Genomic DNA, 20,167 nt, shown 5'->3' with positions numbered 1-20,167 from the left:
ACTAGAAAATGTAGAAGGATGCACCCAGCAGGAACGAGGTGGAGGAAAGGTCATCCACTTCGAAGAGTTTCATCGATTCGCTGTTGTCGGTATCGTAGAGGTTGGAAATACCGATGTTGAAGCGGAAATCGAAGCCCAGGTACTGGTTCGCCATAATGGAGAAACCGCAGACGATATCCCAGTCAATAGTGTTGCGGAAATCCTTGTCCAACATGTCCAGCCGGCTGGTCTTCCCGTCAATGGTGGCACGGAATTCGTCCTTGATGGCCATGGAAGCCTGGGTACCGATTTCGAACATCAGGGAAGAACGGGGGGCCTTGAAGGCGAACAGCACCGGTACATCGATCTTGCGCTGCTTGAACTTGCCCTTCAGGGAATACCTGGCCGTGTGTCCGCTGGCCTTGGCCTCGCTCTGTTCAAAAAGGGCGGCCACCTTGACACCGATGGTGTAGTCGGTCACGGGAATAATGCCAACAAGACCCGCACGCCAGGTGAGGCCGTCATAGTCATGCAAGTAGTAATCGTCGCTGTAAGAAGAATACATGTGGTACGAGCCGATAAAGCCTTGGACACCCAAGCTCCATTTCATGGGGATGAGGCCACGAAGGTCATCAAAGCTTGTGGATACCTGAGCGTCTGTGGGGCTCACGTAAACGGTGTGGACCTTGGTACCGCTGAGTTCCACCGGTTCAGAAGAATAGACCGTGCGGTAAACAACAGTCTTGGTCGGAGCAGGGGCAGCTGCGGCAGGGGTTGCTTCTTGTTCGGGAGCAGGAGCGCTAGATGCTGCAGGGGCTTCACCGCCACGGACGGCCATGGGAGCGGCAGCCTCTTCAGTCGGAGCAGCTTCGGCAGCGGGTGCTTCGGCAGGGGCGGCCGTTTGTTCAGGAGCAGCGGCTTGTTCAGTCGCGGGAGCAGCCGCTTGTTCAGGAACAGCTTCTGCAGCTGTCGCAGGTGCAGTCGTTTCGGGAGCAGCAGGGGCTGCGGCGGTTTCAGTAGCTGCAGGGGCAGCGGCTTCTTGGGCCGGAGCAGCATTAGCGGCGGGTTGGGCCTGCGGAGCCGCAAAAACAGCGGCGGCAAGGGTCAAAACAGAAATAATTCCAGACACTTTGAGATTCATAGTATCCTCCATTTATACACTCTAATTATAGCAATTTTCTACATTTGGGCCATGAAATTGAACATTATAGCTGCTGAAACCGCCAAGGTTAACGACAACAAGGCCTACGCCCTTTTCTTTGTCAAAGAGTCCATCCAATTTTCAAAAGTGCTTTCCGCCAAGGGTGAATCCCAGGTGGAATCCGTGCTGAAGGGCATCAAGGATGGGCCCTTCGAAGATTTAGAATTCCTTGAAATCGACGGATGCAACACCTTCTTTGTGGATGCCGCCAAGGAGCGCGGACTTTCCGCCCTTGACCACTTGCGCATGGCCGCCTACCGCCTGGCCCAAAAGGCAATGAAAAGGCAGGTGCCCTGCGTGAGCCTGTTCTTGGCCGACGCCGCCGACGAACAGTTCAAGGCCATACTCCACGGACTCCATTACGCCGATTACAAGTTCGACGCCTACAAGAGCAAGCAGAAAGAAAATTTCCAGGTGACTTTTGAAATCGTGGCCGGCGACCGTGCCGCCGCATTCAAAAAGATTGCCGAAGAAGTGGCCGTGGAACAGAAGGCCATCACCCTGGCACGAAACCTGATCAACACCAGCGCCTCTGACCTGTACCCTGCCGCCTTCGTAGAAGATGCAAAGACCATCGCCAAATACACGCCGGGCCTTTCCATCAAGGTGCGGAACATGAAACAGCTGGAAAAAGAAGGCTTCATGGGCCATGTGACCGTGGGCAAGGGCAGCTCCCACGAGCCCCACATGATTACCCTCAGCTACGACGGCACGAAATTTGCGGCTGGCAAATCTGCAGGCAAATCCGCAGGTAAAAAAGGCCGCACCTCCCACGACCACCTGGTCATTGTCGGAAAGGGCCTTACCTTCGACACCGGCGGACTCTGCCTCAAGCCAGCCAAGTCCATGCCCGAGATGATCAGCGACATGAGCGGAGCAGCCACCGCGCTGGCCGCCATCCAGGCCATTGCCACCCTGAAACTCCCCGTCAAGGTGAGTGCCGTGTGCTGCCTGGCCGAAAACGCCATCGGCAACAGGTCGGTGCTGCCCGGCGACATCTTCAAGGCGAAAAACGGCAAGACCGTCATGGTGGACAACACCGACGCCGAAGGCCGCCTGGTCCTCTCCGACGGACTTGCCGAAGCGGGCCTGATTGGGGCCACCCACATCGTGGACCTTGCCACCCTCACCGGTGCCATGGTCCGAGCCCTGGGCTATGCGGTAACTGGATTTTTCAGCAACGACGACGACCTTGCCCTGAAGGTCATCAACTGCGGAGAAGCCTGCTGCGAAAAGTTCTGGAGCATGCCTCTCGAAGAAGAATACGCCGACGCCCTCAAGGACAAATTCGCCGACCTGAAGAACACCGGAAGCGACGCAGGTGCCATATCTGCCGCCCTCTTCTTGCAGGAATTCGTTCCCGAAAATACCGCCTGGGCCCACTGGGATATCGCGGGCACCGCCTTTGTGACCAAGAAATGGAAATACACCGAATACGGGGCCACCGGATTCGGTGTACAGACTTTAATTGAACTAGCCAGGGAGATGAGTGCCGGGTGCTGACCAGTTTAGCCTATATCTTCTTGGTTGGGCTAGCCCTCGGGTTTGTTTTTGTAAAGCTCCGTCTGCCTGCCATTCTCGGGATGATTATCACGGGTATCTTGCTCGGGCCTCATTGTCTCGATTTGCTCCAGCCTAAATTTCTGGATTTTGCACCGGACCTGCGGGAACTTGCTTTGGTCATTATCCTAACCCGGGCAGGGCTTTCCCTGAGCCTTCACGATTTCAAAAATATCGGACGGCCCGCGTTGATGATGTGTTTTGTGCCGGCCACAGCAGAAATGATTGGCGTGGTGATTCTTGCACCAATATTTATGGGCGTGACTTACTGGGAGGCTGCACTGATGGGGAGCACCATTGCTGCGGTGTCGCCGGCGGTTGTCGTGCCCCGGATGCTGAAGCTGAAATCGGAGGGCAGGGGAGTAGAACACGGAATTCCCCAGATGCTTTTGGCGGGGGCGTCCTTGGATGATGTCTATGTGCTGGTGATGTTTTCGGCTTTTTTGGCACTGTTGAAGGGAGATACGGTTTCGGCGGCAAGCTTTGCGCAGGTTCCCGTGGCCATATTGCTTGGCATAGCTGTCGGTGTTGCTCTTGGACTTTTGCTGGTTTTGTTTTTCAAGCGTTTCCATATTCGTGATACGGTAAAAGTCATGATAATCCTGAGCTTTGCCTTTTTGCTGAACGATTTGGAACACGACTTGTCGGGAGTGGTGCCCTTTTCCAGCATGATTGCGGTGGTGGCCATTGCTGCCTGTATCTTCGCGCGGCATCAGGTGCTTGCCCAGAGGCTTTCGGAAAAATTCACCAAACTCTGGGTGGCCGCCGAGGTGGTGTTGTTTGTGTTGGTAGGCAGCGCCCTGGATGTAAAATTCGCCCTCGCATCGGGGATAGGTGTTGTTCTTGTGGTGTTCGGGGCCATGTTCTTCAGAATGTTTGGTGTCTGGACTTGCATGGTTCGGTCTGTATTGAACAAGAAGGAACGGCTCTTCTGTATGCTGGCCTATATGCCCAAGGCAACGGTTCAGGCGGCAATCGGCGGCGTGCCTCTTTCTTATGGACTTGCTTGCGGAAACAACGTGCTGACGCTAGCCGCACTTTCCATTATGATTACGGCTCCGCTTGGCGCTATCGCTATCGATAAGACCTATAAAAAATTGTTGTAGCGTTCCTCGCTCGGCTCGAACCTTATGTCGCTTGCCTTATGCGATGTTCAGGCTCTGTTCCCTAATGCACTCGATCTCGTTCTTGAGTTCGATGGCCAGGGCCGCGATTTCGGCGCTCTGGCATTTTGTTCCAAGGGTATTTGCTTCGCGGCCCATCTCCTGAAGGATAAACCCGAGGTTCTTTCCCTGCGCACCGCCCTTCTTGAGGGCGTCCAGGAACAGCTTGTTGTGGCTGTGGAAGCGGGTAATCTCTTCGTGGATGTCCAGCTTGTCCGCCATGATGCAGGCTTCTTGCAGCAGTCGCACGTCGTCGATTTCGCTGTCCTTCATCAGGGCGTCCACCCGCTCCTTGAACTTGACTTTCCAGGTTTCGATGCGCTGGGGGTCCAGCACCTCGATTTTGGCGAGCACGTCTTCTAGATGGGCGACCCGCTTTGTGAGGTCGGCGGCCAGGTTGGCCCCTTCTTTTTCCCGCATGGCGATGACACCGTCCAGGGCCTTGGAGAGTTCACTTTTTAAGTGGGCGGCCCAGGCTTCGTTGTCGGCACCGGCGTCGGTGAACTGCAGCACTTCGGGAATGGCCAGCACGTGTTCCAACTTGATTTCGCCTTCGATGCCGTACTTGGCCTGCATGGCCTTGGTGATTTCTACGAACTTGGCGACTGCGGCGTCGTTATAGCACACGGGGATGTTCCCGACGGCGCCTTCGCCGAGCGTGATGGACAGGTTCACCGAGCCACGGGTAAGTTTGTCCTTGATAATTGCCTTCAGGTCGTTTTCTAGGTAGGCGAAGTTCTTGGGGATTTTGCTGGAAATTTCAAGGAAACGGCTGTTCACACTGCGCACTTCGATAACGCAGGTGGTTCCGTTCAGGGTGGATTCGCTCTTGCCGAACCCGGTCATGGAAATGATGGACATTTTTTTACTTGTTGTTCGCGCGGATGAGGTTGAGGGCGGAACCCGCCTTGAACCATGCCCACTGCTGTTCGTTGTAGGTGTGGCAGAGGGCGATGTTATCGACGGAGCCGTCCTTGTGGTGGGCGACGAGGGTGAACTCGGAACCTGGGGCGAACTTGGTGAGGCCCACGATGTCGAATACGTCCTGTTCCTGGATCTTGTCGTAGTCGGCGGCGTTCTTGAAGGTGAGGGCGAGCATGCCCTGCTTCTTGAGGTTCGTCTCGTGGATGCGGGCGAAGCTCTTCACAATCACGGCCTTCACGCCGAGGAAGCGCGGTTCCATGGCGGCATGTTCGCGGCTGGAGCCTTCACCGTAGTTTTCGTCACCGATGACGATGGAACCCGTGCCCTTGGCCTTGTAAATCTTCGCAAGTTCGGGGACTTCCTTGTATTCACCGCACTGGCAGAGAACCTTGTTCGTTTCGCCGTTGAAGGCGTTCACGGCGCCGATGAGCATGTTGTTCGAAATGTTTTCGAGGTGACCGCGGTAGTTGAGCCACGGACCGGCCATGGAGATGTGGTCGGTGGTGCACTTGCCCTTCGCCTTGATGAGGAGCGGGGCGCCGACGATGTCCTTGCCGTCCCAGGCGGCGAACGGAGCGAGAGCCTGCAAACGCTTGCTTTCGGGGTTGATGGAAATGGTAATCTTGGAACCGTCTTCGGCGGGGGCTTGGTAGCCTGCGTCCTTGACTTCGAAACCCTTCGGCGGGAGTTCACACTGCTGCGGCGGGTCGAGCTTCACGGCCTTGCCCTCACTGTTCACGAGAGTGTCGGTCATCGGGTTGAAGCGGATGTCGCCGCTGAGCGCTGCAATCACGGCCATGAGCGGGGAGGCGACGAATGCGTGCGTGTTCGGGTTGCCGTCGGCGCGCTTTGCGAAGTTGCGGTTGAAACTGTGGACGATGGTGTTGAGTTCCTTCTTGTCGGCACCGGCGCGGTCCCAGCGGCCAATGCAAGGACCGCAAGCGTTTGTCATGATCGTTGCACCGAACTGCTTGAACAAGTCGATGAGGCCATCGCGTTCTGCAGTGTAGCGAACTTGTTCGGAACCCGGGTTGATGAGGAGCGGGCACTTCGGGGTAAGACCCTTGGCGAGGGCCTGCTTGATCATGTTCGCGGCCATGTAGAGGTCTTCGTAGCTGGAGTTCGTGCAAGAACCGATGAGGGCGGCGCTCACGACCGGCGTAGATTCCGGCTTGGTTTCGGTGGCCTTGAGGGATTCTGCCATGTCGGTCACGGCGAAAGCGCGGTCCGGGCTGAACGGGCCGTTGTAATGCGGAATGAGCGTGTTGAGGTCGATTTCCACAACGCGGTCAAAGTACTTTTCCGGATTTGCTTCGACTTCGGGGTCGGCCTTGAGGTGTTCTGCAATCTTGTCGGCGGCGGCGGCAACGTCGGCACGGCCAGTCACCTTGAGGTAGCGGCTCATGGAATCGTCGTAGCTGAAGGTGGAGCATGTTGCGCCTACTTCGGCACCCATGTTGGCAATCGTCGCCTTGCCTGTTGCGGAGAGGCTGCGTGCGCCTTCGCCGAAGTATTCGATAATGGCGTTGGTGCCGCCCTTAACGGTGAGGATGCCTGCGAGCTTGAGGATGATGTCCTTGGCGGTAGCGAAGCCCTGGAGCTTGCCGGTGAGCTTCACGCCGATCATCTTCGGGTACTTGAGTTCCCACGGGAGGCCGACCATGGCATCCACGGCGTCTGCACCGCCCACGCCAATCGCGAGCATGCCGAGGCCGCCAGCGTTCACGGTGTGGGAGTCGGTACCAATCATCATTCCGCCCGGGAAGGCGTAGTTTTCGAGCACCACCTGGTGGATGATGCCTGCACCCGGGAGCCAGCAGTCAATGCCGTACTTGGCAGACACGGACTGGAGGAAATCGTAAACTTCCTTGCTTTCTTCTTTGGCGCGGGGCAAATCCTTTTCGACACCTTCGCGGGCGATAATCAGGTGGTCGCAGTGCACGGAGCTGGGCACTGCCACGCGGGCCTTACCGGCGGTGGTGAACTGCAAAAGGGCCATCTGGGCGGTTGCATCCTGCATGGCCACGCGGTCGGGGTGGAATTCGGCAAAATCCTTGCCGCGCTCGTAAGTCCTGTTCTCGGCGCCATCGATCAGGTGGCTGTAGATAATCTTTTCGGCGAGGGTGAGCGGACGGGAGAGCTGCTTGCGGGCAGCTTCAACGCGGGCGGGAATGCGGGCATAGACGCCCTGGATCATGTCGAAATTGAAAAGCATATTCAGGCTTCAGGTTTTAGGTTATAGGTTTTAGGGCCTAGTATCTTTCTTAAACTGTCATCCTGAGCAAAACATCGAAGATGCGTATTCGAAGGATCTAGTATCCGTTTGTTTCGGGCGTAAAGATAGAAATATTATCGGGTCACGATTCGGTGGCCGATATTGTTCCACAGGTTGTCCACAAGCCCGTTACTCAGTTGGAGTCTCTGGGGGAGTGTGGGCGTGCGGTCGTAGAGCATCTGGATGTATTCGTCCTTTTGCCCGCCAAAGTCCATAATTTCGACGGTGTAAACGCACGGAATCGCAGGATTGCATGAATTCCGGATGGCAACCACCGTTCCCGTAACCTGCAGGGTGTACACCTTCTTCGATAGGGTGAGGCCGATGGGTTCGCCCAGGTTCAGGACATTCAGCTCGTCGGTAAAGATATCCACGCCGTGTTCTGTGAGTTTCGTGGTAATACCCTCGATTTCATGCCCGTCCTGCTTTTTCACCATCGCCCTTTCGGCAGCAAGGACCTTCACGGGTTCTCCATCGGAATCGCGCCCCATCCCGAGGAACAGGCACATGGTGAGGTAGTAGGTGTTGCGCACAAGCCAGAAGAGCACGGCGAGAATTTCGATATACCCGAGCGCGATAATCATATAACTCATGTGGACGATGCCCGCGACGGTCAGGGCGAGCAAAACAGCAAACGGGGCGATGGTCTTCTTGTCGGCCTTGTTGTGAAAATTGCGCTTGTCTTTTGTTGTCACCTTGAATTTTGAAAGGGTAATGCCCAGAGTCTCTTTGATTATCGGCATAAGTAGGAAGGGCATGACGGATGTCTCGTAGATACCGCTCCAGCGGGCAGAAATCTTCCCTTGGCTCGTGATGCGGAGTGCCCACATCGACATCAGGTGCATCGGGAGCCAGAAGAGGGCAAGGTCGATAAGCGTACACTTGAAAACCGGGATGCAGAATACGGCGAAGGTGAGCGGTGCAAACAGATAGACAAGGTTCTTGATAGGGGAAAACCAGTAGAGCACGGAACTCAGGTAGCTCAGTTTCTGCGAGATGCCCAGTTTGCGGTTGAACATGAACTTGAGCTGCTTTGCGGTGGCGATAACGCCACGGCCCCAGCGGGTGCGTTGCTGGATGTGTTCCTTGAATGTCGAAGGGGCGATACCCGAGGCTAGCGGCTGCGAAAGGCCGAGGCTCACGTAGCCTGCCGATTCAATCAGCATGCCTGTCGCAAAGTCCTCCGTGATGGATTTCGTGTAGAACCCGCCGATATCTTCCAGGGCCTTGCGGGAGATAATCGTGTTGGAACCGCCGTAAATTACGCTGTTTGTCGAGGTCTTGGCCGCCTCGATGACACAGTAGAAATAGTCCTGCTCGTTGGGGACCTTTCTTTCGGCATAGAGGTTGTGCTGGAATACGTCGGGCGTGTAGAAACTTTGCGGTGTCTGGATAAACCCGAGGGGGCGGCGTTTTTCTTCGGGGAGGCTTGCGTTGATACGCTCGGCATCCACAAAATAGGGGATAGTCCTGAGCAGGAACTTCCTCTGCGGAATCATGTCGGCATCAAATGTTACTACGTAGGGTGAACTCGTCCGGGCGAGTGCCGCGTTCAGGTTACCCGCCTTCGCGCCCTCGTTATTCGGGCGGTCGAAGTAGTTTACGCCCAGTTCTTCGGCAAGCCCCCGCATTTCGTTACGGCGGTTGTCGTCGCAAAGATAGATATGCACCTTGGAGCGGTCGGGGTAGTCCATGTGCTTGCAGCCGATGATGGTCTTGCGCAAAAGTTCCGGGGGTTCGTTGTATGTAGAAATGAAAATATCTACGTCGGGGTAGTCCGTGTCGGCAATTTCTGGCAGGGGATGTTCCCGCAGCTTGAGCATTCCGCTGTAGTGTATGAGCGATTCGATAAAACCGAGGACTTCTATGGCGAGTAGGATGCAGCTTCCGATGATGGCGACCCATCCGTAGGCATACGGAATGGAACATGTAAAGCGCCAGCAGAGATAAATTAACGTGCAGAACGTACTCAAGAAAAGGAACAGGTCGCCAAGGAACTGCTTTGCCGGCTTTGAATTGAATTTTTTCGCGCTTTCGTTCTTGCTGAATTTAAGAAGGTCGTCGTAGGTGCGGATTCTGTTGTAGCGGAAACGCTTCCTGATTTTCTGGATGAGGAAAACGAGAAGGATTACGATAAAGACGGGTATGGCGAAAATTCCCCATACTAGGTAGGGCTTTGTACGAGCGAGAATCTTGAAGTTGGAGATGGGCTCGTAGATAAGCGGAATCTGGTTCAGGTCCTTGCCCTGGAAAAGAGCCCGGGCGTAAAGTCCAGAAAGGCTCAGGTCTTCTTCGGTAAGGTATTCCACCGCCCGTGAGTCGGAGAGGACCATGGCGGATTCCTCTTCCTTGTTGGACATGCTCCAGACGGTATAGCTCAGGTGCAGGGAATCCAGGGTGGCATACCATTGCTTGACGCTTTCCAGGTCGATCTTTCCATCGCCACTGGCCTCGCAGAACCCGCTTTCGGTAATGAAGATGGGGGTGCCGCCACCTACGACTTCTTTGAGCTTTGCAAGGGATTCACCCTTGTGGGAGGTGGCGTAGAAGTGGAAGGAATACATCACGTTCTCAAAGTCCACCGGGTCTTTCGCAGGTTCCTGAATTTCTCGGTCAAAGTTGGGTGTGCCGATGAGAATCAGGGCGTCGGGCTTATGTCTGCGTATCACAGGGATGATGATGTTCGCGTATTCCTTGATGTCTTCCCAGGTGCAGTCACCATTGGGCTCGTTACAGATTTCAAAAATCACGTTGGGAACGTCGGCGTATTCCTTGGCCATCATGTTGAAGAAGTTGATGGCTTCGGCCAGGTTCTGGTTTGGGTTGTTGTCGGTGAGAATATGCCAGTCCACCATCACGTACATGTCGTTTTCGATAGCGTACTGTACACCCTTGCGGAGCACCTCTAGATTTTTCTTTCGGTCGCCATTCACGTAGTCGTCGGAATACATGGCGAGGCGTATCAGGTTGGTGTTCCATTCACGGCTGAGCTGCTTGAAAAGCCCGTTGTTCACGAACTGCGGAAACCAGGTAAGGCCGTGGGTGCTTGCCCCTTTCAGAACCACCTGATTACCTTGCTCGTCAAAAAGGTCTGTGCCTTGAACGTGGAGCTTGCCGTTGACAGAAGGCCTTGCGTTTATCACTTCTGCATTAGCAAAAGTGACAAAGGCAAAAATCAATAATAAGAAGAGACGAACCATGAGCCCCCTCCTAGTAAAATTCCTGCATAGATACCGCCCAGCAGGTCGTCTGCCATGACACCCCATGCTCCGGGGAATTTCTCGAAACGGTGTATTCCAAGGGGCTTCAAGATGTCAAAAAAGCGGAAAAGTCCAAAGGCGATAGCCAAAATCCAGGGGTATGCCATGATGGCCCCCGACGTCACAAAGGAGAGTGCCATGAAGATTCCGCACACCTCGTCAATCACAATCCAGCCAGGGTCTTCGGTGCCCGTGTCCCGCATGGCTTTGTCCACAAACGGGATAGCTCCGAAAAAGACGATGAGGGCAGCCATGAGAAAATACAGGTTGACGCAGCAGAAACGACCCAGAGAGAGTTCGATGCTGTCTCCAAATAGGCTACTCGCCAAGAGGGCCATGGGGTAGGCGACAATCGTTGCGGCGAGGCTGCCCATGGTTCCAGGGGCCTTCGGGCTCATTCCCGTGCCGAAGAAGGTGGTGACCAGGGCGGTGAACTTGTCCGTCCCGCGCCATTCGTGAGGCACCCGTTTCTTACCGTATTTTTCTTTAAGTTCCTCTTTGTTCATTAAACCTCGTTCTGCACTCTACATGATTCTCTTCACATTATATATTTTAAATTCTGAACTCCGAAATCTGAATTCCTAATCAATCAGGCCATGCCGCCTCGGCACGTTCCTTTTCTTCGGCCTCTCGGGCGGTTCGACGTTCTTTCCAGCGTTCCAGCTGGTCCTTGAATTCCTTGCGGAGCCGCTCCATGCCGATATTCTCCTTGGCACTGATCTGGATGGCCTCCGGATAGTTCTGCAAAAGTTCGGTACGGCGAGCCTCGTCGGCGATTTCCACCTTGTTGAACACCCGGATTCGGGGCGTCTTTTCGTCGATGATACCTTCCAAAGTCCTGTGGGTCACTTCCAGATGTTCCCGGTAGTCGGGAGCGGCTCCGTCCACTACCTCCAAGATGCAGTCCGCATGGGCTGCCACTCCTAAGGTGCTCTTGAAGGTCTCGATAAGGTTGTGGGGGAGCTTGCGGATAAAACCTACGGTATCCGAAAGGATAATGTTTTCCCCGTCCAGAAAAAGCTTGCGGGTGGTGCTGTCCAGGGTGGCAAAAAGCTTGTCCTCTACGTAAACGTCGGCACCGGTCAGGCGGTTGGTGAGGGTGGACTTGCCCGCATTGGTGTAGCCTACGATCCCAACCTGAAAGATGTCGTTTCGCTTTTCGGCCTGGCTTTCTCGGGCGTCCTCGATTTTGGCCAGTTTCTTTTTCAGTTCCTGGATGCGCTTGCGGATCATGCGGCGGTCCGTTTCCAGCTGGGTTTCGCCGGGACCCTTGGTGCCGATACCTCCGTTGTGCTGGCGGCAAAGGTGGGTCCAGGCTCTTGTGAGGCGGGGCATCATGTATTGGAGCTGAGCAACCTCTACCATCAGGCGGCTTTCTGCCGTGATGGCGTGCTTGGCGAAAATGTCCAGAATCAGGCCCGTACGGTCCAGCACCTTGATTCCCGGAAGGCGCTGTTCCAGGTTGCGCACCTGGGAACCAGAAAGGTCGTCGTCAAATACCACCATCTTGGCGTCCAGCTGGGCTAGAGCATGCTTGATTTCTTCGACCTTGCCTTCGCCGATGAGGGTGGCAGGGCTAAAGTTCTGGACCCGCTGCAGGTAGGAGGCCGAAACGACGGCTCCTGCGGTCTCGGCGAGGCGGCCCAGTTCCGCAAGTTGCTCCTGGGCAAGCCAGGGGCGCACCTTCGGGGTGGCTATTCCTACGAGGATGCACTTTTCCTTTTCTTGCCTATGTTCCGCGGGTTCTCTCATTAGCCGGAAATATAAAAAATCACCCTGGAACGGACGTTCCAGGGTGGGGTATTGGGTGTTTGGGTGTACTTATTTTGCGATACGCAAACTCTGGATCTTTCCGGTGGATCTAGAACGGATGTAGTAGATGCCAGAGGACTTGATCATATTGTTTTCCTTGATGGTCTTGATGGCATCTTGCGTAGAACGCGCGCTCAGGCGGCCAAGACGTTTGCCACGAATGTCGATAATATCGTAGTCCGCAGCCATATCCGTGACCATCTTGACATTTTTGACGATTCCTTCCGGTTCTTCGGGCGTTTCGGGCGGTGCAACGTTTTCAAAAATGATGTAGTCCAGATTGAACCAGCCGCCAATGGATTCCACCTTCAAGATGTGCTTGCCTGTAGAGACGCTGTCCACAATTCCGCCAATTTCTTGGTAGGTATTCCAGTCTTCATCGCCAGTCTTGGGAACAATCATTTCATCGGTGATGGGAACGTCGTCTACATAAAGCTTGAAACTGGAATTTTCGTTAGCCGAAGAGACAACGGCCTTAATAGTGTAGGGCCCTTTTTGTTTAAAGTCTACGGTGTATTCCACCCAGTCGCCAGGTTCCGTGTAACCGATAACCAGGCCTTTCATGTCTGTGCCACCCCAATAGATATCAACGCCCTCATCCATGCGGAAATTTGCGTCGCCCTTGTTGTCGCTGCTGCCGTCGCTGTAAGAGTCATTGCCAAAGCCGATACCGGCCTTATCGTAGTGCTCGGCCTGAATCGTGTCTTTTACGTCAATTACGATAGCGGTTCCGTTATAGGGTTCCTGTTCCTTTTCTTCGGAGTAGACAATTTCGGTACCGTTAGGAGTGATTTTTACGCTCTTGCCCTTGCTCAAATTGTTCTTGAAGTATTCTTCGAGCCAGACCATGGCGGCGCGCTTTTGACCGTTTGGCTGAATGATACCGGTGTTGGATGCCCAAGTAGAACCGTTGATGTAGCCCCAGATGGTAATGCCCGCAATCCATTCTGTTTCCCACATAAAGGGAATCTGGTTTGCATAGTCATTCTTTTGAGCATTGTCATCGGCCTGGCTAATGTCATATTCCGTAATGAACAGGGGTAACCCAGTTTCGTTATGGATTCTGGTCAATTTGCTTTCGAAGTCGGACTTGCTCATGCCCTTGCAGTCGTGGGCTTGCTGACCATAGGCGTCAACAGGGGCACCATTCTTTATGATGGTTTGCACCAGTTCAATGCCTTCGTTCATCTGCCAGGTAAGGGTATTGTAGTCGTTATAAATCAATACGGCATTCGGCCAACGTTCACGTGCCATCTTAAAGGCGGTAGTGATAAAGTCGTATTGGTGCTTGCCGTTTACCACACGGTCGCCACCGAGGGCTTCGATAATGTAGGAACCACCGCATTCGGTATCGTCGGTGCTACGGCCTTCGGCACCCTGGGCGGGCTTGCCGTAGCCGGAGTGGTAGTTGTTGCCGGCCCAAATGGCTTCGTTCACCACGTCGATGTATTCCAGGTCGGGGAATTTGGCGGCAACGGCATCGAACCATTCCGTAATGTACTGCCGGGTTTTTTCGACGGTAATACTCGGGTTTTTCTTTTTGCAAAGGAAATTCGGGTACTGGGATCCCCAAACCAGGGCGTGGAACTTGAAGTGGCGTCCGGGGGCTTGTTTTGACCACTGGTAGGCGCCATAACATTTGTCGTAGTTGTCCCAGGCAAATTTGCTAGTTCCACTGTTGCCGTTAGAAAGGCTATGGATGGAACCCCACTTGCAGCCGTTTTCTGCTGTAATCTGGTTCCAGTAGGTGCCCATGTCGTCACGAACTTGGCCGCTTGTGGTAATGTTGCCCAGGAACTTGGCTCCGCCATCGGCCAGGGCCGCATTGGCTACGGAGATTAATCCGGTCAGGGCAAAAAGCGCAACTGCTTTAGTAAAATTCATAATCCATCCCCTTGTTTTTATGAAATTTACCTAGAAAAAGGGGGGATAAACATTCCAATTTGGAATAATCTTTTGACAATTTATCCATGACTTTGTTAAGCCACGTTTACAAAAAATCCCGGAACATCAGTTCCGAGACTTTGTTTGAAGGGGAATTTGAATTTTGGTTACTTGACAATGCGCAAGCTATGGACCTTGCCGGTAGCTCTGGAGCGGAGGAAATAGACTCCTGTAGATTTCACCGTGTTCCAATTTTTGGCGGTGGCAATGGCCTGGTCCATGGTGTAGGCGCTGATGCTGCCCAGGCGCTTGCCATGGATGTCGATCAGGTCGTATTGGACCAAATGGTGAACTGCCATGTGGATGTTGCCTGCGATGGCTTCGGTGCCAACGGGGGCGTTGTCTTCGGCGTCCTTGCCCTTGACAAAGTTGAAGTAGTCGAGGTCGAACCACTGCTTGACAACGGTCATGCGCAAGATATGCGTTCCGGCGGGGAGCGTCACGTTGGTCTTTACCTTGAAGAAATCGCCATAGACGGATTCGTCGACTTCTTCGTCGCTGGGTTCGGCATTGGACTTGGACACGGTCAGTACGTCACCAATATCCTCGCCGTCTAGGGAGAACTTCAGTTGTCCGCCTTCGCCTGACACGGCGGCGAACAGGGTGTAATCGCCGGCTTCTTTGACATTGATGGTATATTCCAGCCAGTCGTCGGTGGCGTTCCATCCGATGGCGTGCTGGTTGCTGCCGATACCATCCTTGATGTCTACGCCGGTACCTTCGCGATAGGTACTTTCGCCTTTGTTCTCGAATTCTGCATCACCGTAAGAGGCGTTGGAAGTGCCGTCTTCGTTGCGGCCTATGCCTGGAATGTCAAAGTCTTCGGCTTCAATCCTGTCTGCAAGAATGTCGAATGCGGCACCCCTGAAAGGCTTCTGGGGTTCGGGAGGCGTTGTAACGCCGGTGGCAAGCCCGGTGGAATTGACACCCTTGTTGGAGGCCAGGTACTGCTTGAGCCAGGTCATGGCCTTACGGTCCTTGCCGTCCTTGATAATGCCAGAGCAACCTGCTGCAGCGCCGTCGCAATCAAGCCAGGTTTGACCATAGATGTAGCCCCAAAGGGTGATACCCGCTACATAGTCCGCTTCCATCCAGTAGGAAATTTGTTCTTTGAAGCACTGTTCCTGAATGTCGTCATTAGTGTTCGGAATGTCATATTCAGAGATGAATATGGGCATTTGGGTCTGGCTATGGATCTTTTCCATGGTGTTTTTGAACTGGGTATAGTCCATGCAGTCGCCGCCGCCGCCTGTTCCGCCAAAGCCACCACCCTGAGTTACCAGGTCATGGGCCTGAAGACCGTAAGCGTCAATGGGAGCCCCGTTCTTTTTAATGGTATTGATAAGATCGATGCCCTTGTCCACATCGTACTGGATGGTGTTGTAGTCGTTGTAGATTAGGATAGCCTTGGGCCAACGTTCACGGGCCATCTTGAAGGCCGTGGTCACAAAGGCGTAGTCATTGTTGTCGCCACCCAGGGCAGGAACAATGTTGTTGCCCCTTCCGTAACCGGAGTGGTAACTGCCGTTACCGGTTCTAATGGCTTCGTTTACCACGTCAATGATTTCCAGGTCGGGGTAATGCTTTTGAACGGCATCAAACCAACTGGTAATGGCCTTCTTGGTCTCATCGGCGCTTAGACCGTTCAGCCAACTCGGGTACTGGCCGCCCCATACTAGGGCGTGAAACTTGAAGAAGCCTCCGTTTTGCTTTGCCCAGTTGTAGGCAGCATCGCAAGCACCCCAGTTGTAGTTGCCACGGCTGCCTTCAATGGATTCCCATTTACAGCCGTTTTCGGCAGTCGCCTGGTTCCATAGCGTTGTGAAATCACTGCGCACCTGAGTGCTTTGGATGATGTTACCTACGAACTTGGCGGCACCGTCAGCAAGGCCGGGGCCTGCGTTGGCAATGGAAGTTAGCCCCAAAAGGGCGAAAAGCGTAATCTTTTTGGAAAAATTCATAATATTCCCCTTTGATTCGCCCAATCTATTGCATCCTTAGAATAATATACTCTAATTTTTTTGAAACTGATAGTACTTTTTTGGTGTCCGGTTTGGATAAATTGTCCATGTGTTTGTTTGAAAATGTTTACGAAGTGCGATGCCGTTTTAAGCTTGCTTGGGGCAATTAACTTTTTTTTACGTCATAAAAAGCCATATTGCATGTATATTTAGGCTAAGGGAAAATGAGGCTGGGTGTGGAAACACATTAAAAGGAGCCTCTATGTCTATGTTTGGTGGAAAAAGCGCCGTTGGCACAACCTTCGGTTTTTTTGTATTTTCCTCGCTGTTTTGTGCACAGGCATTTGCCTGGAGCATTTCCGGAACAGTCCAGTCCAGCACGGGAGAACCGTTGTCCGGTGTGATGATTAACTCTTTTAACCATGCCGGTGTAAGTGCCAAGACGGACAATGTGGGGTATTTCAGCATTGATGAAAACTCTGCAGCCCTTTCAGGTGTTGCGGATTTGAATATGAAGGTCCGTTATGCGAACCAGGTGCTGAGTATTGAAAATGTACACGCAAGTATTTTTAAGGTGTCTGCGATAGATGCCTTGGGCAAGATAGTATATCAGCGTTCCCTGCAACATGTCTTTGGAAATGTGTCCCTGGATTTTTCCAAGGTGTCCGCCCACGGGGTGAAGTTTATACGCATAAACATTGACGGCACAAATAGTTCCTACATGCTGACGGGCAGTGGCTCCTTGTTTAAAGATGGTGCTCCCTTGCCGAATTTTTCCTTCCGAAAAGAGGGCTACGAGGCTGTTATTTACCAGATGTCCCAGGAAAATGAGACCGGTGTGTCTATAATCATGAATCCGGCCTCTTCAGACGTTGAATCTTCTAGTTCTGCAGGTAGGACCAATCCTACAAGCAATAGCCAGAGCGGTACCTTTACGCCTCCCGATGTTCCTACGACCTGCGCCGGTAAAACCGTAACTCCGGGCGATTACAATATGAGTGTGGTGGTGGATGGAAAAACTCGTACATTCATTATGCATGTCCCCAGTGCCTATAACGGGTCCAAGCCAGTTCCCATGGTTGTGGATTATCACCCCATCGGAGGGTCAGGCGCAGGCCAAATGGCGGATTATGGTGGTTCAACTTATAAGTCAAAAACGGACCCAGAAGGGGTAATTTCGCTGTACCCGGATGGTACCGATGGAGTGTCCCCCATGGGGGCTGGCTGGAATGTGGGCCCCTGCTGCTCCAGAGATGACGATGTTAAATTTTCTCGTGAAATGATTAAGAAAGTCGAGGAAATTGCCTGCATCAACCCCAGGAAAATTTATGCGACCGGTTTCTCCATGGGCGGGGGCATGAGTAATCATGTGGCGTGCAATATGTCAGATGTCTTTGCCGCGGTGGCTCCTGCAGCCATGGACCTGAACAGGACCAATAGCGTTTCCTGCAATATTGTGCGTCCAATTTCGGTAATCATGTTCCGCGGTTCTCAAGATAATGTTTGTCCTTATGCAGGTGGTGAAAGCTTTATGAGAGATGGGTTGGATTTCTTGGGTGCCGAAAATAATTTTAAGTTCTGGGCCGAAAAAGATGGCTGTACCGGCAACCCGGCCACAAATTCCAGTGGATGCCAGGAATATTCAAACTGCAAAGGCGGCGCGAAGGTTGTGCTTTGTACCGACAAGAATGGGGCCAATGGCACAGGAAACGGACACGACCAGGGCAATGGCTCCATAGGCTGGCCCTTCTTGAAACAGTTCGAACTTAAGTAATTTACTTAATCCTGTGACCCGTCAAGTCAAAACGCATGCCGCCCTTTTCGACGAAAAGGGCGTTTCCTTTTTTGCGTAGGCAAGGGGCGGTAATGTTCTGAACCGCTGCAGAGTTTGCTTGACGGATTGCGCTAGTTGCTTCGCATTGCCCTTCGATGCAGAACTTGATGTAGTCAATGTCCATCCAGTCGCCAGTTACTGTCCAGCGGAGTACGTGTTCGCCCTCGGTCAAGTTCACGGTCACTTCGACTTCGTTGTAGTCATCGAAGTTGTTTTCGCCAGAACTGGCTTGCGGAACGGCGATTTCTTCGGTAATGTCTTCACCGTCTATGGAAAGTTTGAAACTGGATGTGCTGTTTGCCGAAGCTACGGCGGCGGACATGGTGTATGTCCCCGTCTTGGCAACCTTTACGGAGTATTCCAGCCATTCGCCAGCCTGGTTGTAACCCACAATGTAACCGGTTGCCTTTTTGTAAATGTCCACACCGGTACCTGGGCGGTAACTTGAGCCTCCTTCGGTGGCGCCATGGTCCTCGGAATCGTTTTCGTTGTAGGTGGTATTGCCCCGACCCACTCCGTTAATGTCGAAATCTTCCATCTCGATCTTGCCCGGAATGGCGAATGCTTTTCCCTTGAACGGTTTACGGGGAACCGGCTTGATTATCAGGCGAAGCAATGCGGAACCGTGAGCAGGGAGTTCTGCGGAAACGGATGTACGTGCCCCTAGGTTCTTTTTTTGCCAGGCGTCGTAAACTTCTACTTCACCCTCTACGCCAAGGTCTGCAAAGGTGCATTCGACGGTCTGGGTAGAAGAATTGTTGTTGAGGAGTGCCACGGCAATATCACCACTGCGCAAGGGCTTGGTCCAAACCTGCTTGCCGTCCACGTCAGAAATACGGTGGCCCTGAACGCCCAGGGAGTCCTGGTTGATGGCGATCATCTCCTTGTTCAGGTATAGTTCCTTGACCTCGTTGCTCATGTTACGGACGTCGGAACTGATCATGATGGGGGCCGCCATAATAGACCACATGGTCATCTGGGACTTTTGTTCTTCGTAAGAAAGACCGTTGTTACCCACTTCAAGCATGTCCGGGTCGTTCCAGTTGCCGGGTTTTGCATTTTGCCAGTACTTGTTGTTGTCATTGATAATTTGATAAACCCCTCTGTACCAAGAAGTAGAAATCCATGCGGGGCCAATATCAAAGGTGGTTCGCCAGAGGTTGGCAATTTTAGGCATCCATTCCTTGTATTCCCACATGCAAATACTGAACACGATGTCGCGGCCAGAATTGAGGAGGGCCTTGGACATGGCGGTATAATCTTTTTCTTGGGTGCTTGGATTGGATTCGCAGTTGTCGTACTTGAGGTAATCTACGCCCCAGCTAGCAAAGGTTTTGGCGTCCAGTTCTTCCCTTCCGTTAGAACCGCTTTCGGAGCCGGGGAATTGATCGGAATTGTTGTAATGGTGGCAGGTTCTGGTTCCGCGGTCACCGTAAATGCCAAACTTGAGCCCCTTGCTGTGAATGTAGTCGCCCAGGGCCTTCATGCCGCTAGAAAAACGGTCGGGGTCGTGGGTGAGTTTGCCGTTTGCATCGCGGTGCTTAGCCATCCAGTTGTCGTCAAGGTTCAGGTAAATGTAGCCCGCATCTTTCAAACCGGAAGAGACCATGGCGTCGGCGATTTGCTGAATCTGCTTTTCGTTGATGTTTTCGTGGAAAACATTCCAGCTGTTCCACCCCATGGGGGGCGTAAGCGCCAGATTGTTATAGGATTGGGCCATGGTCGGAGCGGCAAGGCCAAAGAAGACGAGGGTTGTCGCTACCGAAAATTTTCCGACGATTTGTAACATTTTTTTATTCTCCCTTTATTTGACTATCACCCGGTGCATGACGGTTTGTGATTTAATGAAATACACTCCCTTGTGTGGAACCATCGTCTGGACTTTCGTTTGCATCTCGCGGATGCTTGCGGCACTTACACTGCCCATAAATCTTCCGTTCAGGCTATACACGCGGTAGTTTTGCTCGCTGTGCACATCAAGGCGGGGCCTCTGTGCGATGCTTGAGGTTTTGCATTCGCCCTTGCAGATTTCAAACCAGTCCACATTCACGTTGTTGCCCACGATTTCTAGTTTAAGGGTGTGTTCGCCGGCAGCGATTTCAGAGGTCTTTGCGGATACCACCGAATAGGTACTCCAGTCATTTTCACTGTTTTGTTTGGCAATAATTTCGTCGGTAACGGCCTTGCCGTCTATATAGAGCTTGACTCCTGCTTTTTCGGAGGGGGTTGCCATATTTACCCGCACGTCGTATTC

The 20,167-nt window shown here is 53.1% G+C and carries 13 protein-coding genes; 3 read left to right on the top strand and 10 right to left on the bottom strand.

The window, feature by feature from the left end:
• Position 1 precedes the first annotated feature (1 nt).
• On the bottom strand, positions 2-1,120 hold the full coding sequence (locus IKB43_07410; GenBank protein MBR2469963.1) for a PorT family protein: 1,119 nt from the start codon (positions 1,118-1,120) through the stop codon (positions 2-4).
• 51 nt (positions 1,121-1,171) lie between these two features.
• On the opposite strand from IKB43_07410, the gene IKB43_07405 reads away from it, so the two are divergent.
• Positions 1,172-2,683 carry a leucyl aminopeptidase family protein gene (locus tag IKB43_07405; GenBank protein ID MBR2469962.1) on the top strand — a complete coding sequence of 504 codons (1,512 nt, stop codon included), beginning with the start codon at positions 1,172-1,174 and terminating at the stop codon, positions 2,681-2,683.
• The gene (locus IKB43_07400) at positions 2,677-3,846 is read left to right on the top strand and encodes a cation:proton antiporter (GenBank protein MBR2469961.1); all 1,170 of its coding nucleotides are present in this window, start codon (positions 2,677-2,679) and stop codon (positions 3,844-3,846) included. The genes IKB43_07405 and IKB43_07400 overlap by 7 nt, the downstream gene beginning before the upstream one ends.
• Positions 3,847-3,882: 36 nt before the next feature.
• Here IKB43_07400 and IKB43_07395 read toward each other — a convergent pair whose 3' ends face one another.
• The 7 genes from IKB43_07395 to IKB43_07365 all read right to left on the bottom strand — a co-directional run bounded on the left by IKB43_07395 (position 3,883) and on the right by IKB43_07365 (position 16,079).
• Positions 3,883-4,764 (bottom strand): YicC family protein, encoded by an 882-nt coding sequence (locus tag IKB43_07395; protein ID MBR2469960.1) that lies wholly within the window; start codon positions 4,762-4,764, stop codon positions 3,883-3,885.
• A 4-nt stretch (positions 4,765-4,768) separates the two neighbouring features.
• Positions 4,769-7,042: an aconitate hydratase gene (locus tag IKB43_07390; GenBank protein MBR2469959.1), complete on the bottom strand. Its 2,274-nt coding sequence runs from the start codon at positions 7,040-7,042 to the stop codon at positions 4,769-4,771.
• Positions 7,043-7,176: 134 nt separating this feature from the next.
• Complete coding sequence (locus tag IKB43_07385) at positions 7,177-10,302, bottom strand: cellulase family glycosylhydrolase (protein ID MBR2469958.1); 3,126 nt, start codon at positions 10,300-10,302, stop codon at positions 7,177-7,179.
• Positions 10,278-10,868, bottom strand: coding sequence for a phosphatidylglycerophosphatase A (locus IKB43_07380; protein ID MBR2469957.1), 591 nt, complete (start codon positions 10,866-10,868; stop codon positions 10,278-10,280). Before IKB43_07380 ends, IKB43_07385 begins: the two co-directional genes overlap by 25 nt.
• Before the next feature lie 79 nt (positions 10,869-10,947).
• Positions 10,948-12,114, bottom strand: coding sequence for a GTPase HflX (gene hflX, locus IKB43_07375; GenBank protein ID MBR2469956.1), 1,167 nt, complete (start codon positions 12,112-12,114; stop codon positions 10,948-10,950).
• Between the two features lie 69 nt (positions 12,115-12,183).
• Positions 12,184-14,061: an endo-1,4-beta-xylanase gene (locus IKB43_07370; protein MBR2469955.1), complete on the bottom strand. Its 1,878-nt coding sequence runs from the start codon at positions 14,059-14,061 to the stop codon at positions 12,184-12,186.
• Between the two features lie 164 nt (positions 14,062-14,225).
• Entirely contained in the window at positions 14,226-16,079 is a 1,854-nt protein-coding gene (locus tag IKB43_07365) for an endo-1,4-beta-xylanase (GenBank protein MBR2469954.1), read from the bottom strand.
• Positions 16,080-16,347: 268 nt separating this feature from the next.
• On the opposite strand from IKB43_07365, the gene IKB43_07360 reads away from it, so the two are divergent.
• Positions 16,348-17,853: a feruloyl esterase gene (locus IKB43_07360; GenBank protein ID MBR2469953.1), complete on the top strand. Its 1,506-nt coding sequence runs from the start codon at positions 16,348-16,350 to the stop codon at positions 17,851-17,853.
• Between the two features lies 1 nt (position 17,854).
• Here the strand turns inward: IKB43_07360 and IKB43_07355 are convergent, their stop codons facing one another.
• Positions 17,855-19,702 (bottom strand): carbohydrate-binding protein, encoded by a 1,848-nt coding sequence (locus IKB43_07355; protein ID MBR2469952.1) that lies wholly within the window; start codon positions 19,700-19,702, stop codon positions 17,855-17,857.
• 15 nt (positions 19,703-19,717) lie between these two features.
• Positions 19,718-20,167, bottom strand: a 450-nt coding sequence (locus IKB43_07350) for a carbohydrate-binding protein (GenBank protein ID MBR2469951.1), incomplete at its 5' end; no start/stop codon positions are given.

The organism is Fibrobacter sp. (genome assembly GCA_017503015.1).
In the GTDB taxonomy this organism is placed as follows: domain Bacteria; phylum Fibrobacterota; class Fibrobacteria; order Fibrobacterales; family Fibrobacteraceae; genus Fibrobacter.
Note: the sequence above shows the minus strand (reverse complement) of the source record. Positions and strands in the feature narration are given on the sequence as shown.

Excerpts from the sequence above, each read along its gene's own strand:
- IKB43_07410 (MBR2469963.1), bottom strand. The coding sequence starts at position 1,120 with ATGAATCTCAAAGTGTCTGGAATTATTTCTGTTTTGACCCTTGCCGCC.
- IKB43_07405 (MBR2469962.1), top strand. The coding sequence starts at position 1,172 with ATGAAATTGAACATTATAGCTGCTGAAACCGCCAAGGTTAACGACAAC.
- IKB43_07395 (MBR2469960.1), bottom strand. The coding sequence starts at position 4,764 with ATGTCCATCATTTCCATGACCGGGTTCGGCAAGAGCGAATCCACCCTG.
- IKB43_07390 (MBR2469959.1), bottom strand. The coding sequence starts at position 7,042 with ATGCTTTTCAATTTCGACATGATCCAGGGCGTCTATGCCCGCATTCCC.
- IKB43_07385 (MBR2469958.1), bottom strand. The coding sequence starts at position 10,302 with ATGGTTCGTCTCTTCTTATTATTGATTTTTGCCTTTGTCACTTTTGCT.
- IKB43_07380 (MBR2469957.1), bottom strand. The coding sequence starts at position 10,868 with ATGAACAAAGAGGAACTTAAAGAAAAATACGGTAAGAAACGGGTGCCT.
- hflX (MBR2469956.1), bottom strand. The coding sequence starts at position 12,114 with ATGAGAGAACCCGCGGAACATAGGCAAGAAAAGGAAAAGTGCATCCTC.
- IKB43_07365 (MBR2469954.1), bottom strand. The coding sequence starts at position 16,079 with ATGAATTTTTCCAAAAAGATTACGCTTTTCGCCCTTTTGGGGCTAACT.
- IKB43_07360 (MBR2469953.1), top strand. The coding sequence starts at position 16,348 with ATGTTTGGTGGAAAAAGCGCCGTTGGCACAACCTTCGGTTTTTTTGTA.
- IKB43_07355 (MBR2469952.1), bottom strand. The coding sequence starts at position 19,702 with ATGTTACAAATCGTCGGAAAATTTTCGGTAGCGACAACCCTCGTCTTC.